11 protein-coding genes are annotated in these 14,638 nt (G+C 72.6%); 7 read left to right on the top strand and 4 right to left on the bottom strand.

What is annotated here, in order from left to right:
• Positions 1 to 108: 108 nt before the first annotated feature.
• The 5 genes from ACN9MM_RS23155 to ACN9MM_RS23135 all read left to right on the top strand — a co-directional run bounded on the left by ACN9MM_RS23155 (position 109) and on the right by ACN9MM_RS23135 (position 6,851).
• Complete coding sequence (locus ACN9MM_RS23155; RefSeq protein ID WP_426365484.1) at positions 109 to 1,317, top strand: sensor histidine kinase; 1,209 nt, start codon at positions 109 to 111, stop codon at positions 1,315 to 1,317.
• Between the two features lie 143 nt (positions 1,318 to 1,460).
• Positions 1,461 to 2,750 carry a sensor histidine kinase gene (locus ACN9MM_RS23150; protein WP_426365482.1) on the top strand — a complete coding sequence of 430 codons (1,290 nt, stop codon included), beginning with the start codon at positions 1,461 to 1,463 and terminating at the stop codon, positions 2,748 to 2,750.
• A 154-nt stretch (positions 2,751 to 2,904) separates the two neighbouring features.
• Positions 2,905 to 3,576 (top strand): LuxR C-terminal-related transcriptional regulator, encoded by a 672-nt coding sequence (locus ACN9MM_RS23145; RefSeq protein ID WP_426368807.1) that lies wholly within the window; start codon positions 2,905 to 2,907, stop codon positions 3,574 to 3,576.
• A gap of 283 nt (positions 3,577 to 3,859) precedes the next feature.
• On the top strand, positions 3,860 to 5,797 hold the full coding sequence (locus tag ACN9MM_RS23140; protein WP_426365480.1) for a 2-oxoacid:acceptor oxidoreductase subunit alpha: 1,938 nt from the start codon (positions 3,860 to 3,862) through the stop codon (positions 5,795 to 5,797).
• Entirely contained in the window at positions 5,790 to 6,851 is a 1,062-nt protein-coding gene (locus tag ACN9MM_RS23135) for a 2-oxoacid:ferredoxin oxidoreductase subunit beta (RefSeq protein ID WP_426365478.1), read from the top strand. Before ACN9MM_RS23140 ends, ACN9MM_RS23135 begins: the two co-directional genes overlap by 8 nt.
• A 43-nt stretch (positions 6,852 to 6,894) precedes the next feature.
• Here ACN9MM_RS23135 and ACN9MM_RS23130 read toward each other — a convergent pair whose 3' ends face one another.
• The 4 genes from ACN9MM_RS23130 to ACN9MM_RS23115 all read right to left on the bottom strand — a co-directional run bounded on the left by ACN9MM_RS23130 (position 6,895) and on the right by ACN9MM_RS23115 (position 12,586).
• On the bottom strand, positions 6,895 to 9,090 hold the full coding sequence (locus tag ACN9MM_RS23130) for a protein kinase domain-containing protein (protein WP_426365476.1): 2,196 nt from the start codon (positions 9,088 to 9,090) through the stop codon (positions 6,895 to 6,897).
• A 3-nt stretch (positions 9,091 to 9,093) separates the two neighbouring features.
• The gene (locus ACN9MM_RS23125; protein WP_426365475.1) at positions 9,094 to 11,289 is read right to left on the bottom strand and encodes a bifunctional serine/threonine-protein kinase/ABC transporter substrate-binding protein; all 2,196 of its coding nucleotides are present in this window, start codon (positions 11,287 to 11,289) and stop codon (positions 9,094 to 9,096) included.
• Positions 11,286 to 12,101 carry a hypothetical protein gene (locus ACN9MM_RS23120; protein ID WP_426365473.1) on the bottom strand — a complete coding sequence of 272 codons (816 nt, stop codon included), beginning with the start codon at positions 12,099 to 12,101 and terminating at the stop codon, positions 11,286 to 11,288. Before ACN9MM_RS23120 ends, ACN9MM_RS23125 begins: the two co-directional genes overlap by 4 nt.
• An 83-nt stretch (positions 12,102 to 12,184) precedes the next feature.
• The gene (locus ACN9MM_RS23115) at positions 12,185 to 12,586 is read right to left on the bottom strand and encodes a winged helix-turn-helix transcriptional regulator (RefSeq protein WP_426365472.1); all 402 of its coding nucleotides are present in this window, start codon (positions 12,584 to 12,586) and stop codon (positions 12,185 to 12,187) included.
• A 100-nt stretch (positions 12,587 to 12,686) separates the two neighbouring features.
• Between ACN9MM_RS23115 and ACN9MM_RS23110 the strand changes: the two genes are divergently transcribed.
• Together ACN9MM_RS23110 and rarD are read left to right on the top strand one after the other, a co-directional pair.
• Complete coding sequence (locus ACN9MM_RS23110; RefSeq protein WP_426365470.1) at positions 12,687 to 13,562, top strand: SDR family oxidoreductase; 876 nt, start codon at positions 12,687 to 12,689, stop codon at positions 13,560 to 13,562.
• A gap of 154 nt (positions 13,563 to 13,716) precedes the next feature.
• Positions 13,717 to 14,637, top strand: coding sequence for an EamA family transporter RarD (gene rarD / locus ACN9MM_RS23105; RefSeq protein ID WP_426368806.1), 921 nt, complete (start codon positions 13,717 to 13,719; stop codon positions 14,635 to 14,637).
• Position 14,638 lies beyond the last annotated feature (1 nt).

Here is a 14,638-nt window from a genome sequence, read left to right as displayed (position 1 = left end):
TACCTGCCGGTACGTTCGCGCGTGCCCGCGCCGGTGGGGATATCCCCCCTCCTTCTCACCCACCTCCCCCATGGCGTCGCGCCCTCCCCGACCGGCAGTCTGGGGACCATGAGCGCCGATCTTGATCCCGTCGAGTCCTCCGAGTCGTCCGGCTCCGCCGACTCCCCCGGGTCCGCCGAGAACCCCCGTCCGCCGCTGCGGCTCGCCTACGGGAAGGAGACCTGGAAGGAGATCGCCTTCCTCCTCTCCAACCTCTTCACCGCGCTGGCCGGTTTCGTCTACGCGGTCGTCAGCATCGCCCTCGGCGTGGGCCTCGCGGTCACCGTGATCGGTCTGCCGCTGCTCGCCCTCGGCCTCGGCGGCGCCCGCCTCATCGGCCGGTCGGAACGGGCGCGGGCCCGCGCGCTGCTCGGGGTGAAGGTCACCGAGCCCTCCCCGCTGCCCTCGCGCGGCGGCTTCTTCGGCTGGCTGTGGTCCCGGCTGAAGGACCCGGTGGCCTGGCGGACCCAGCTGTACGGGCTGATCCGGCTGCCCTGGGGGATCGTGACGTTCACCGTCGGTCTCGTCTCGCTCCTGGTGCTGTGGCCCGTCCTCCCCTTCCTGGCCCGCGGCCTGGCCAACGGCGACCGGGGCATGGTCCGGGGGCTTCTCTCGCCCTCCGACGAGCTGGAGCGGCGGATCGCCGAGCTGGAGTCCGACCGGGGCGTGGTCGTCGACACCGCCGCGGCCGACCTGCGGCGGATCGAACGCGACCTGCACGACGGCGCCCAGGCCCGGCTCGTGGCCCTGGCGATGGGGCTCGGCCTGGCGAAGGAGAAGCTCCTGGAGGACCCGGAGGCCGCCGCGGTGATGGTCGACGAGGCGCACGGCGAGGTGAAGCTGGCCCTCCAGGAGCTGCGGGACCTCGCCCGGGGCATCCACCCGGCGGTGCTCACCGACCGGGGGCTCAGCGCGGCGCTCTCCTCCGTCTCCGCGCGCTGCACGGTGCCGGTGAAGGTGGACGTGGACCTGGCGGAGCGGCCCGCGGAGGCGATCGAGGGCATCGCGTACTTCACGGTCTCGGAGCTCCTCCAGAACGTCTCCAAGCACGCGCGCGCCCGGTCCGCCTCCGTGGAGGTGCGGCGGTCGGGCGACCGGCTGATGCTCCAGGTGGGGGACGACGGGGCCGGCGGGGCGCGCTTCGACGGCGGCACGGGGCTCGCGGGGCTCGCGGAGCGGCTCGGCGCGGTCGACGGGCTGCTGGTCCTCGACTCCCCCGAGGGCGGTCCGACGACGGTCACGGCGGAGCTGCCGTGGCGCTCCCGCCCGGCGTCCTGACCCTTCCCGCGGCGCCCGGGTAGGGAAAACCCCCGCCCGCAGACGCCCACCCGCCTCATGGTCCGGCGGGGCGCGGGACGGAACCCTGGAACTCGTACCGCCCACACCCCCGGAAACGCTCCGAGCAGAGAAGGAACACCGTGATGGCCGCCTCCCACCGACTTCCCGCCGCGATCCGCGCGCCGTTCGAGGCCCGCACCTGGCGCGCCTTCGGGTACGTGCTGATCGGGCTGCCGCTGAGCGTCCTCTGGTTCGCGCTCTCCGTCTCCTTCGTCTCGGCCGGCGCCGGGCTGCTCATCACCTTCCTCGGGGTGCCGATCCTGGCCGGGGCGCTCGCGATGTGCCGGGGCTTCGGCGCGGTGGAGCGGGCCAGGGCCCGGGGACTGCTCGACCTCGACGTGGCCGCGCCGGAGCCGGTGCGCGGGCGGACGGGCGGGGCGTTCTCGTGGATGGGGGCCATGCTGAAGAGCGGTGCGTCGTGGCGGCACCTGCTGTACGCGATCCTGCACATGCCGTGGGCGGTGTTCTCGTTCTCGGTGACCGTGGCGCTGTGGGCCTGGGGCTGGAGCCTCTTCACGTACCCGCTGTGGCAGTGGGTCTTCCCGGCGTGGGTCGGGCAGGACGGGATCCAGCTGTACGGCGACGCCACCCACGCCTTCTACCTCGACGCGCCGTTCGAGATCGCCGTGACCAGCCTGATCGGACTCGTGTTCGTCCTCATCGGGCCGTGGGTGCTGCGCGGGCTCGTCTCCGTCGACCGGCTCCTCGTCTCCGGTCTCCTCGGCCCGTCCCGGCTCGCCTCGCGCGTCACGGAGCTGGAGTCGGACCGGGGCGTGGTCGTCGACACCGCCGCGGCGGACCTGCGGCGCATCGAGCGCGACCTGCACGACGGCGCGCAGGCCCGGCTCGCCGCGCTCGCCATGGACCTGGGGCTCGCGAAGGAGAAGCTGGCGCGGGACCCGCAGGCGGCGGCGGTCCTCGTCGACGAGGCGCACGGCGAGGTGAAGCTGGCCCTCCAGGAGCTGCGGGACCTCGCCCGGGGCATCCACCCGGCGGTCCTCACCGACCGGGGGCTCGACGCGGCGCTCTCCGCGGTGGCCTCGCGGTGCGCGGTCCCGGTGTCCGTGGACGTGGACCTGCCGGCGCGGCCGGTGCCGGCGATCGAGGGCATCGCGTACTTCACGGTCTCGGAGCTCCTCCAGAACGTCACCCGGCACTCGCGCGCGCGGCGTGCCTGGGTGGACGTGTGGCGGACCGGTGACCGGCTGATGCTCCAGGTGCGGGACGACGGGGTCGGCGGCGCGGGCATCGGGGGCGGCTCGGGTCTGGCCGGTCTCTCGGAGCGGGTGGGGGCGGTGGACGGGGTGCTGGCGGTGGACTCGCCGGCGGGCGGCCCGACGGCGGTGACGGTGGAGCTGCCCTGGCGCTCGTAGCCCTCCGTCGTGGGCCGTCGTTCCCGCCGGGGCGGGACGACGGCCCGCACGACAGTGGGGCGCGGGCCCCCACCGGGCACGGGTGGAGTGCCATGCTGAGGGTTCGAACGGATGGACCGGAGCATGGGGGCTGCAGGGCGTGAGTGTGCAAGACGTGACGGCGCGGGTACGGGTGGTCATCGCCGAGGATTCCGTGCTGCTCAGGGAGGGTCTGACCCGGCTCCTGACCGATCTGGGGCACGAGGTGGTCGCCGGCGTCGGCGACGGCGAGGCTTTGGTGGAGACGGTGGCGGGCCTCGCGCGTGAGGGCGCGCTGCCGGACGTGGTGGTGGCGGACGTGCGGATGCCGCCGACGCACACCGACGAGGGCGTGCGCGCGGCGGTGCGGCTGCGCAAGGAGCACCCGGGTCTGGGGGTGCTCGTGCTGTCGCAGTACGTGGAGGAGCAGTACGCCACCGAACTTCTGGCCGGTTCCAGCCGGGGTGTGGGGTATCTGCTGAAGGACCGGGTCGCGGAGGTCCGTGAGTTCGTGGACGCGGTCGTGCGGGTCGCCGGGGGCGGTACGGCCCTGGATCCGGAGGTCGTGCAGCAGCTCCTGGGCCGGAGCCGTCAGCAGGACGTGCTGGCGAATCTGACCCCGCGCGAGCGGGAGGTCCTAGGTCTGATGGCGGAGGGCCGGACGAACTCGGCGATCGCGAAAGCGCTGGTCGTGAGCGACGGCGCGGTGGAGAAGCACATCAGCAACATCTTCCTGAAGCTGGGGCTCTCCCCGAGCGACGGTGATCACCGCCGGGTGCTCGCGGTGTTGACGTACCTGAAGTCCTGATCATCTGACACTCTGTCAGATATCCTGGTCCTCATCCCAAAGGATGAGGCGGAATCAGACTTTCCGGAACACTCCGGGTGGCGACAGAACGTGACGATTCAGGGCAAGAGGGCATCTCAAAAAGAGGTCCGCGATGTGAGAAGTCCCGGGAAGGCCCCCCTTACCGTCGTAGGGTGGGCCTCGGGACGGTAAGTGATCTCCCCAGGGAGGCCACCCGCCGCGCCCCGAGCCTTCTCCCCGCCTCCGGCGGAGAGTCCCCTTGCCGCGAGGGAGGTCCAGTTCAGTGACCAGCCAGGTCAGTAGCGAGGCCGGTGAGGCCCTGGTCGGGGAGCAGCGCAGCGCCCCGGCGACGCCCCACCACGGCACCGAGAAGGAAGTACGCCGGCTCGACCGGGTGATCATCCGCTTCGCGGGTGACTCGGGTGACGGCATGCAGCTGACAGGTGACCGCTTCACCTCGGAGACGGCGTCCTTCGGGAACGACCTCTCCACGCTGCCGAACTTCCCGGCCGAGATCCGGGCACCCGCCGGAACCCTGCCGGGCGTGTCGTCCTTCCAGCTCCACTTCGCCGACCACGACATCCTGACCCCGGGCGACGCCCCGAACGTGCTGGTCGCAATGAACCCCGCCGCCCTCAAGGCGAACATCGGGGACGTGCCGAGCGGCGGCGAGATCATCGTCAACACCGACGAGTTCGCGAAGCGCGCCATGGCCAAGGTCGGGTACGCGACCTCGCCCCTGGAGGACGGCTCGCTCGACGGCTACCGGGTCCACCCGGTGCCGCTGACGACGCTGACCCTGGAGGCGCTCAAGGAGTTCGGCCTGTCCCGGAAGGAGGCCGAGCGGAGCAAGAACATGTTCGCGCTCGGGCTGCTCTCCTGGATGTACCACCGCCCGACCGAGGGCACCGAGGCCTTCCTGCGCCAGAAGTTCGCGAAGAAGCCGGAGATCGCCGAGGCCAACGTGGCCGCGTTCCGGGCCGGCTGGAACTTCGGCGAGACCACCGAGGACTTCGCCGTCTCGTACGAGGTCGCCCCGGCGACCCGGGCCTTCCCCACCGGCACGTACCGGAACATCTCCGGGAACCTGGCCCTCTCGTACGGCCTGGTCGCCGCCGCCCGCCAGGCGGACCTGCCGCTCTACCTCGGCTCGTACCCGATCACCCCCGCCTCGGACATCCTGCACGAGCTGTCCCGGCACAAGAACTTCGGTGTGCGGACCTTCCAGGCCGAGGACGAGATCGCCGGCATCGGCGCGGCGCTCGGCGCGGCCTTCGGCGGCTCGCTCGCCGTGACGACCACCTCCGGCCCCGGCGTGGCGCTGAAGTCCGAGACCATCGGACTGGCCGTCTCGCTCGAACTGCCGCTGCTGATCGTCGACATCCAGCGCGGCGGCCCGTCCACCGGTCTGCCCACCAAGACCGAGCAGGCCGACCTCCTCCAGGCCATGTACGGCCGCAACGGCGAGGCACCGGTCCCGGTCGTGGCCCCGAGGACGCCCGCCGACTGCTTCGACGCGGCCCTCGACGCCGCCCGGATCGCGCTCACGTACCGCACACCGGTCTTCCTGCTCTCCGACGGCTACCTGGCCAACGGCTCCGAGCCCTGGCGGATCCCGGACGTGGAGGAACTCCCGGACCTGCGGACGCAGTTCGCCACCGGGCCGAACCACACCCTCGCCGACGGCACCGAGGTCTTCTGGCCGTACAAGCGCGACCCGGAGACCCTCGCCCGCCCCTGGGCCGTGCCCGGCACCCCCGGGCTCGAACACCGCATCGGCGGCATCGAGAAGCAGGACGGCACCGGCAACATCTCGTACGACCCCGCCAACCACGAGTTCATGGTCCGCACCCGGCAGGCCAAGATCGACGGCATCGAGGTCCCGGACATCGAGGTCGACGACCCGGACGGCGCGAGCACCCTGGTCCTCGGCTGGGGCTCCACCTACGGACCGATCACCGCCGCCGTGCGCCGCATCCGGCGCGAGGGCGGCGCCGTCGCCCAGGCCCACCTGCGCCACCTCAACCCCTTCCCGAAGAACCTCGGCGAGGTCCTGAAGCGGTACGAGAAGGTCGTGGTCCCCGAGATGAACCTCGGCCAGCTCGCCACCCTCGTCCGGGCGAAGTACCTCGTCGACGCCCGCAGCCACACCCAGGTCAACGGCATGCCGTTCAAGGCCGAGCAGCTCGCCGCCGTCCTCAAGGAGGCCATCGATGCCTGAGCCCACGGAGACCCTGCTCAGCCTGGTGCCGAAGGCCGAGGCCCAGCAGTCGATGAAGGACTTCAAGTCGGACCAGGAGGTCCGGTGGTGTCCCGGCTGCGGCGACTACGCCGTCCTCGCCGCCGTGCAGGGCTTCATGCCCGAACTCGGCCTGGCGAAGGAGAACATCGTCTTCGTCTCCGGCATCGGCTGCTCCTCCCGCTTCCCGTACTACATGAACACCTACGGGATGCACTCCATCCACGGCCGCGCCCCGGCCATCGCGACCGGCCTCGCGACCTCCCGCCGCGACCTGTCCGTCTGGGTCGTCACGGGCGACGGCGACGCGCTCTCCATCGGCGGCAACCACCTGATCCACGCCCTGCGCCGCAACGTGAACCTGAAGATCCTGCTCTTCAACAACCGGATCTACGGCCTCACCAAGGGCCAGTACAGCCCCACCTCGGAGCTCGGCAAGATCACCAAGTCGACCCCGATGGGCTCCCTGGACGCGCCCTTCAACCCGGTGTCGCTGGCGCTCGGCGCCGAGGCGAGCTTCGTGGCCCGGACGGTCGACTCCGACCGCAAGCACCTCACCGAGGTGCTGCGGCAGGCCTCCGAGCACAACGGCACGGCGCTCGTCGAGATCTACCAGAACTGCAACATCTTCAACGACGGCGCCTTCGAGGTCCTCAAGGACAAGGACCAGGCGAAGGAGGCGGTGATCCGCCTCGAACACGGGCAGCAGATCCGGTTCGGCGCCGAGAACGAGAAGGGCGTCGTCCGCGACCCGGCCACCGGCGACCTCCAGGTCGTCACGGTGACCCCGGAGAACGAGGCCCGGATCCTCGTCCACGACGCCCACGCGGCCACCCCGACGACCGCCTTCGCCCTGTCCCGCCTGGCCGACCCGGACACCCTGCACCAGACACCGATCGGCGTCTTCCGGTCGGTGGACCGCCCGGTGTACGACACGCTGATGGCGGAGCAGCTGGAGAAGGCGGTGGAACAGCAGGGCAAGGGCGACCTGGCCCAGCTGCTGGCGGGCAGGGACACCTGGACGGTGGTGGGGTAGCGCACGCGCGAGGGCCCGGTCCGCGGTGCGGGCCGGGCCCTTCTCATGTGCGCCGCCCCGCGTCCCTGGCGGCCTTCTCGTCCTTGGTGGCCTTCATGTAGTCCCCGAGGAAGCGGGGCGCTCCCCGCTCGATCCGGTGGACGTACACCCGGTCCACGAAGCGGTAGTTGTTGTTCTTGTCGAAGGCGTACGACTTCACCACGCCCTGGTACGTGAGCTCCCGGAGCCTCCGTTTCAGCGCGCCGCGCTCCGGGGCGATCCCGTCCTTCGCCAGGCGCCGCATCGCCTCGGCGACGGCGAGCGCCACGTCGTACGCCTCGGCCGCGTACCGGTCGACCGGTGCCGTGGCGGACAGCCCCCACCGCGTGCGGTACGCGGCGGTGAAGGCCTTCGCGGTGGGCGTCTGAGCCGGGTCGACATAGCTGGTGCCGATGATCCAGCCCTCGGCCGCGGAACCCGCGACCTTCAGGAACTCCGGTTCGAGCACGTCCTCGACACCGCCGCAGGGGCCGTTGAAGCCCTGGGCCCGCAGTTCCCGGGCGCACAGACCGGCGCGGCGCGGTGACAGGCCCGCGTAGAGCACGCCCTCGGCGCCCGCGGCCAGCGCGGCGCGGACGGCGGGGCCGAAGTCCTCGGTGTCGGCCGCCACCCGGTGGCGGGTGGCGGTGATCTGTGCGTCGCCGCTGAAGGTGTCTTGGGCGGACTTGGCGGCGGACCAGGCGTAGGAGCCCGAGGCCTGGTCCTCGACGACCGCGACCGTGCGCTGCTTGCGGACGATGGCCATGGTCGAGAAGCCCAGCTGGAGCAGGTCGCGCATCGGACGCATCTCGAAGTAGGAGGGCTGGTTCTGGAAGCTCGGCACCTGCTCGAAGCCGATGGCCGTGGCCACGCTCGCGTACACCAGCATGTTCCGCTGGTAGGTCTCGGCGGCGGCCAGGACGACCTCCGGGGTGGTCGGGCCGAGGACAGCGAGAACCGAGCGGTCCTTGCCGAAGACCTCGGCCGCGGCGGCGGCCCGGCGCGGGTCCCCGGCATCGTCACGGACCTTGACCGCGAGGTCGAACGGCCGGTCGGGGCGGGCGTTGAACGTCTCCACGGCGAGGCGGGCGCCCCGCTCCTGCGCCCGGCCCGCGTCCTTCCGGGTTCCGCTCAGATCGGTCTGGACGCCGATGGTGTACGTGGTGAGCGGCCCGGACGGTCCGCCCGTGCCGGCCCCCGGGTTCCGGGTCATCAGCCAGGCGGTCAGGCCGCCCACGCCGGTGACGGCCGCCGCCGAACCGCCGATCAGCAGCCGCCGTCGCGAAGGGCCCTTCGGCGGCGTGGTGTCCACGAGCATCGTCGGCTCGGCGACGGGCAGGTCGAGCACCCCCGAGGAACGCTGCGCGATCAGGGTGGGCAGGCCGGCCGGCAGCCAGTCCCCCGCCGGTTCCTCGGCCTCCCCGAGGGCGGCCCGCACGTCCGCAGCCGTGGGCCGGGCCTCCGGATCCTTCGCCAGGCAGGCCGTGACCAGGGGCAGGATCGTGTCCGGCACCTCGGCGAGGTCGGGTTCCTCGTGGACGGTGCGGTAGACGACGGCCGCCACGCCGCCCGTCCCGAAGGGGCGTTCGCCGGTGAGCGCGTACGCGAGGACGCACCCGAGCGAGAAGACGTCGGCGGCCGGGCCGATCTCGCCGTAGCCGGTGGCCCGGGCCTGTTCAGGGGCGAGGAAGCCCGGGGTGCCGATCATCGCGTCGGTGGCCGTCAGGGCGGTCGCTCCGGCGGTCCTCGCGATGCCGAAGTCGATGAGCCGTGGTCCGTCGAGGGCGAGGAGGACGTTCCCGGGCTTGACGTCCCGGTGCACGAGCCCTGATTCGTGCATGCCGGCGAGCGCGGACGCGAGCCGGGCGCCCAGGGCGCGGACGGTCGGTTCGGGCAGGGCGCCGTGCAGGGCGACGGCCTCGGCGAGCGAGGGGCCGGGCACGTACTCGGTCGCCAGCCACGGTTCCCGGGCCTCCGGGTCGGCGCCGAGGACACGGACGACCCAGCGGCCCGTGATGCGCTCGGCGGCACGGGCCTCCCGGCGGAAGCGCTCCCGGAAGCCGGGGTCGGCGGCGTGCTCGGCACGGATCAGCTTGAGCGCGGCGAGCACGCCGCCGGTGGTCCGGGCGAGGTAGACCACGCCCATGCCGCCTGCGCCGAGGCGGCCGAGGAGGCGGTAGCCGGCGATCGTCGACGGGTCGGCCCTGCGCAGGGGTTGCACGGGTCAGGTCCCCTCTGCCTTCGCCGGAGGCCCGGCGGGTGCGAACTCCAGGGGCTTGAAGCGGCCCTTCTCGACGGCGTACACGAAGGTGCCGACGGCGCTGAGGTTGCCGTCCTTGTCGAACGTGTAACCACCCATGACACCTTTGGACTTGGCGGCGCGCAGCAGGGGCGCGAGGGTGGTGCGGTCGGGGCGCCCGCCGCCCTTGACGGCCTTCTCCACCTGCTCGACGAGGAGATGGGTGACGTCGTACGTCTCGCCCGTGTAGAAGGCCGGGTCCGTGCCGTACGCCTTCCGGTGGGCGGCCATGAGGGCCGCGGCCTCCTTCCGGGTGGCGGGGTCGACGACCGGTGAGCCGACGATCCAGCCCTCGGCTGCCTCCCCCGCCCCAGTGAGGAACTCCTGCCCGAAGACGTGCTGGCCCGCGGCGCGCATGCCGGTGAAGCCCAGCGCGTCGAGCTCCTTCGCCGCCCGGATCGCGCTCGGCGCGGTGCCGGCGTGGAGGTAGGTGTCCATGCCGGCGTCGACCATCTCGCCGAGGACCTTCTCCAGCCGCTTGGCGCCGGCGGGGATCACGCGCGGCAGCACGTCGATGCCCGCCTGCCCGAAGGCGAACTTCATGGAGACGGCGCACTGCCACGAGTACGAGTCGTCGGTGCGCTCCTGGAGGATGCCGGGCCGGACGGTGCGGGACTTGGCCTCGACGTAGTAGGTCAGGAACATGCTGGCGTAGGAGTGCGTGGGGCAGGCCCGCACCATACTCAGGCCTCGTGACGCCAGGGGGTTGATCAGCAGGTTCAGGCCCGCGGAGGTGGTGATGACGGGGAGCCGGGCCTCGTCGTAGGCGGGCAGCGAGGCGTACCCCGTGTAGTCGGAGGTGGGGCCGATGATGCCGAGGACGTCGGGGTCGCCGGTCAGGGCGCGGGCGGCGGCGAGCGCGCGGCTCCTGACCCCGCCGTCGTCGGAGACCTTCACGTCGAGCGTGAAGGGCTTGTCCTTGCGGGCGTTGAACCGCGCGACGGCGAGGCGGACGCCCCGCTCCTGCGCCCGGCCGATGTCCTTGCCGGGGCCCGTCAGGTCGGCCTGGACGCCGATGGTCCACCGGCGGGCCCTGGGCGTCGGAGGGGTCTTCTTCCCGCCCCCGTCCCCGCCCAGGGCGGCCCAGGCGGTCACGCCGCCGCCCGCGGCGAGCGCGGCGCCGCCCGCGAGGAGCAGGAAGCCGCGCCGGCTCCTGGGGAGCGCGGCGGGTGCCGCGCCGGTCTCGGTGACGTCGATCTCGGGGAGGGCGAGCATCCGGGCGGAGCGTTCGGCGATGGTCCGGACGACGGGGGCGGGGAGCCATTCGGCGCCGTCGCGCGGGGTGTCCTCGACGAGCCGTACGCCGATCCCAGCCGCGGTGGGCCGGGCGGCCGGGTCCTTGGTGAGACAGTCGCGGACGAGGTCGAGCAGCCCTTCGGGTACACCGGTGAGGTCGGGCTCGTCGTGGACGGTCCGGTACATCAGGGCGTCGACTGCGCCGGTGCCGAAGGGCGGGCGGCCGGTCGCCGCGTACGCGAGGAGGCAGCCGAGGGCGAAGACGTCGGCGGGCGGGCCGATGACGTCGGCGCGGGCCTCGGCCTGCTCGGGGGCGAGGAAGCCGGGGGTGCCGACGACCATGTCGGTCGCGGTCAGCCCGGTCTCCCCGGTCGCGCGGGCGATGCCGAAGTCGATGAGCCGGGGGCCGTCGACGGCGAGCAGGACGTTGCCGGGCTTGACGTCCCGGTGGACGAGCCCGGCCGCGTGGACGGCGGCGAGCGCGCGGGCGACGGACCAGCCGAGGAGTCGGACGCTCCGCTCGGGCAGCGGGCCGTGCGCGGTGACGGCCTCGCCGAGGGAGGGTCCGGCGACGAAGGCGGTGGCCATCCACGGTTCGGGGGCGTCCGGGTCGGCGCCGGTGACGGGCACGGCCCAGGGGCTGGAGACCCGGCGGGCGGCCTCGACCTCGCGGCGGAAGCGGGCGCGGAAGTCGGGCTGGTCGGCCTGGTCGCCGTGGGTGACCTTGACGGCGGCGAGCTCGCCGATGGCGGTGCGGCCGAGGTAGACGACGCCCATGCCGCCCGCGCCGAGGCGGCCGAGGAGGCGGTACCCGGCGATCGTCGACGGGTCGGAGGGGAGCAGCGGCTGGAGCGCGCCGGGCTCGGGAGGGGTGGTGGCGTTCACTTGGCCCCCAGCTGCGACTCGATACGGTTGATCATGGTGACCGAGGCCTTGGCCATGCTCGTACTGAGGTCGTCGTCGGTGTGGCCGGGTCCGCCCCTGGCTGAGACCGCGACCGTCACCTGGCCCACACGGGCCTGGGTCCAGCCGTAGAAGTACTGGCCCTTGACCGTGTCGTCGATGAACTTGCCGCGCTCGTTGATGGAGTCCTCCGAGAAGAGGTTCCCGGCGTCGCCAAGGTCGCCGATGGACATCAGGCCGGAGATCCGCTCGCCCTCCCGCAGGGTCTGCCCGGGGCAGCGCAGTGCCTCTTCCAGGGTCTGGGCCATCTCCCAGTCCGCGTCGTCGGCCGTGCGGTGGACGGTGACGGTGGCGGTGACCCGTACGCGTCCCTTGCCGCCGGCGGCCGGCATCTCGCTGTGGGTGGTCGTGCTGTAGAGGACGGTGGCGGGCAGGGTCCCGGCCTCCCAGACACAGGTGTCGGGGAGGACCGGCCAGGAGCCCTCGGTGCTCAGGTACGGCTTGCCCTCGACGTAGTCCGGCCCCCACGCGTCCGGGCCCGCGGCGACGGCCAGGGCGAGGCGTTTGGCGTCGGCCGGGGTCTTCGGCACTCGGGCGGGGTCGGGGCTGAAGGTGTAGGCGGTCGGCGTCGGCGCGGCCGTCGACGGCGCGGAGGCCGAGGCGGAGGGTGTCGTGCCGCCGCTCGCCCCGCGGTCCGGTTTCCCGTCGCCGCCTCCGCCTCCCGAGCAGCCCGCGAGAACCAGTCCGGCCGCCAGTGCAGCGCCACAGGCGCGCAAGGATCTTCCGTACGCCACGAGTCCCCCACCCCACGTCCACAGAATCCCCGAGATGAGGGAGATCGTACGCACGCGTGAGCCAACTCGCCCCGACTACAACATCATTGGGACGCTTCCCGCGCTGTGTCGTAACGCACGCGCGCCTCCTCCACCGCGTCGAGGCTGCTCGCCGTCCAGTGGGCGAGCTCCGAGACGCGGCGGGCGGCCTCCGTGCCGAGCGCGGTGAGGCTGTAGTCGACGCGGGGCGGGATGACGGGTTTGGCGTCGCGGTGGACGAAGCCGTCGCGCTCCAGGGTCTGGAGCGTCTGCGTGAGCATCTTCTCGCTGACGCCGCCGATCGCGCGGCGCAGCTCGCTGAAGCGGTACGAGCGCTCCCCCAGCGCGATCAGGATCAGGACGCCCCAGCGGCTGGTGACGTGCTCCAGGACGCGGCGCTCGGGGCACATGGCGTCCACCACGACGGACTGCGGCAGGCCGAGCGGCGCCTTCTCACTTACTCCCATACCAGTACCTTACTTCAAAGTGGGTACTTACGAAAGGTTAGCGCCCGCCGTATGGTGAGTGCATCGCCCAGCGCACACCCCACGGGAAGAAGGAAGCACCATGAGCATCGTCGTCACCGGAGCCACCGGCCAGCTCGGCCGTCTCGTCCTCGACGCCCTCCTCACCGGCGACTCCGCCGTCCCCGCCGAGTCCGTCGCCGCCGTCGTCCGCGACAAGGAGAAGGCCGCCGACCTCGCGGAGCGGGGGATCGAGCTGCGCATCGCCGACTACAGCCGTCCGGAGACCCTGGCGGAGGCCTTCGAGGCCGGCGACCGGGTGCTCCTGATCTCGGGCAGCGAGGTCGGCCGGCGAGTGGCGCAGCACGGCGCCGTGATCGACGCGGCCAAGGCGGCGGGCGTGGCCCAGCTGGCGTACACCGGCATCCTCGGCGGCCCGGAGGCCGACTTCACGCTCGCCGACGAGCACAAGGCGACCGAGGAGCTGATCCTCGCGTCCGGCCTGCCGTACACCTTCCTCCGCAACGGCTGGTACTCCGAGAACTACACCGCGAACCTCGCCCCCGTCCTGGCCCACGGCGCCGTCGTCGCCAGCGCCGGCGAGGGCCGGATCGCCTCCGCCTCCCGCGCCGACTACGCCGCCGCCGCGGCCGCCGTCCTGACCGGCCCGGCGGAGGAGCACCGGAACAAGGCGTACGAGCTGAGCGGCGACACCGCCTGGTCCCTCGCCGAGTACGCGGCCGAGATCGCCGGACAGACCGGCCGGGAGATCGCGTACAGCGACGTCCCCGCCGCCGCCCACCTGGAGATCCTCACCGGCGCCGGGGTCCCGGGGCCCTTCGCCGAGATCCTGGTCGACGTCGACCGGGCCGTGGCGCTCGGCGCGCTCGCCCTGCGGACGGGCGACCTGGCGCGGCTGATCGGCCGCCCGACCACCCCGGTCGCCGAGTCGATCAAGGAAGCGCTGGCCGCCTCGTAACGTTGTCATGACCGTATAGCGGTACGGGCATGACAAGCCGCCCCGTGCGGCGCTACCTTCGACAGGACAGCGCGGCACAGGGCGGGAGGTTCGGGTGAAGACCGAGAAGAACGAGGGACGAGCAGGACTGCTCTACGGGATCGGCGCCTACGGCATGTGGGGACTGGTCCCGCTCTTCTGGCCCCTCCTCAAGCCCGCCGGCGCGGTCGAGATCCTCGCCCACCGGATGGTGTGGTCCCTGGCCTTCGTCGGCATCGCGCTGCTCGCGCTGCGCCGCTGGAGCTGGATACCCGAGCTCGCGCGCAGCCCGCGCAAGCTCGGCATGATCACCCTCGCCGCCACCGTGATCACCGTGAACTGGGGCCTGTACATCTGGTCCGTGAACACGGGCCACGTCGTCGAGGCCTCCCTCGGCTACTTCATCAACCCGCTCGTCACCATCGCCCTCGGCGTTCTCGTCCTGAAGGAGCGGCTGCGCCCCGCGCAGTGGGCGGCGGTCGGCGTCGGCTTCTCGGCGGTGCTCGTCCTGGCCATCGGGTACGGGCAGCCGCCGTGGATCTCGCTCACGCTCGCGTTCTCCTTCGCCGTCTACGGCCTGGTGAAGAAGAAGGTCAACATCGGCGGCCTGGAGTCGCTCGCCGCCGAGACCGCCGTGCAGTTCCTGCCCGCCCTCGGCTACCTCGTCTGGCTGGGCACCCAGGGCACCCTGGCCTTCGGCTCCCACGGCGCCGGCCACACGGCGCTGCTCGCCGCCACGGGCATCGTCACGGCGGTGCCGCTGGTCTGCTTCGGTGCGGCGGCCATCCGCGTCCCGCTGTCGACGCTCGGCCTCCTCCAGTACCTGGCGCCGACCTTCCAGTTCGCGCTCGGCGTCGTGTACTTCCACGAGGAGATGCCGCCGGAGCGCTGGGCGGGCTTCGCCCTCGTCTGGCTGGCCCTGACGATCCTCACCTGGGACGCGCTCCGGACGGCCCGGAAGAGCCGCGCGGCGGTCGAGGCGGCCGCCACCGCGTCCCGGACGGAGGCCGCTCCCGCGGAGACCGCTCCCGTGGGCCCCGTGGTCACGTCTCCCTGAC

It is taken from the genome of Streptomyces sp. E-08 (assembly GCF_049913095.1).
GTDB lineage: Bacteria > Actinomycetota > Actinomycetes > Streptomycetales > Streptomycetaceae > Streptomyces.
The sequence above is the reverse complement of the archived record's forward strand: the minus strand, read 5'-3'. Positions and strand labels throughout refer to the sequence as shown.

What these genes read in the sequence shown, in the direction of transcription:
- rarD (WP_426368806.1), top strand. Translation starts at nt 13,717, where the DNA reads ATGTGGGGACTGGTCCCGCTCTTCTGGCCCCTCCTCAAGCCCGCCGGC.
- ACN9MM_RS23135 (WP_426365478.1), top strand. Translation starts at nt 5,790, where the DNA reads ATGCCTGAGCCCACGGAGACCCTGCTCAGCCTGGTGCCGAAGGCCGAG.
- ACN9MM_RS23110 (WP_426365470.1), top strand. Translation starts at nt 12,687, where the DNA reads ATGAGCATCGTCGTCACCGGAGCCACCGGCCAGCTCGGCCGTCTCGTC.
- ACN9MM_RS23115 (WP_426365472.1), bottom strand. Translation starts at nt 12,586, where the DNA reads ATGGGAGTAAGTGAGAAGGCGCCGCTCGGCCTGCCGCAGTCCGTCGTG.
- ACN9MM_RS23155 (WP_426365484.1), top strand. Translation starts at nt 109, where the DNA reads ATGAGCGCCGATCTTGATCCCGTCGAGTCCTCCGAGTCGTCCGGCTCC.
- ACN9MM_RS23150 (WP_426365482.1), top strand. Translation starts at nt 1,461, where the DNA reads ATGGCCGCCTCCCACCGACTTCCCGCCGCGATCCGCGCGCCGTTCGAG.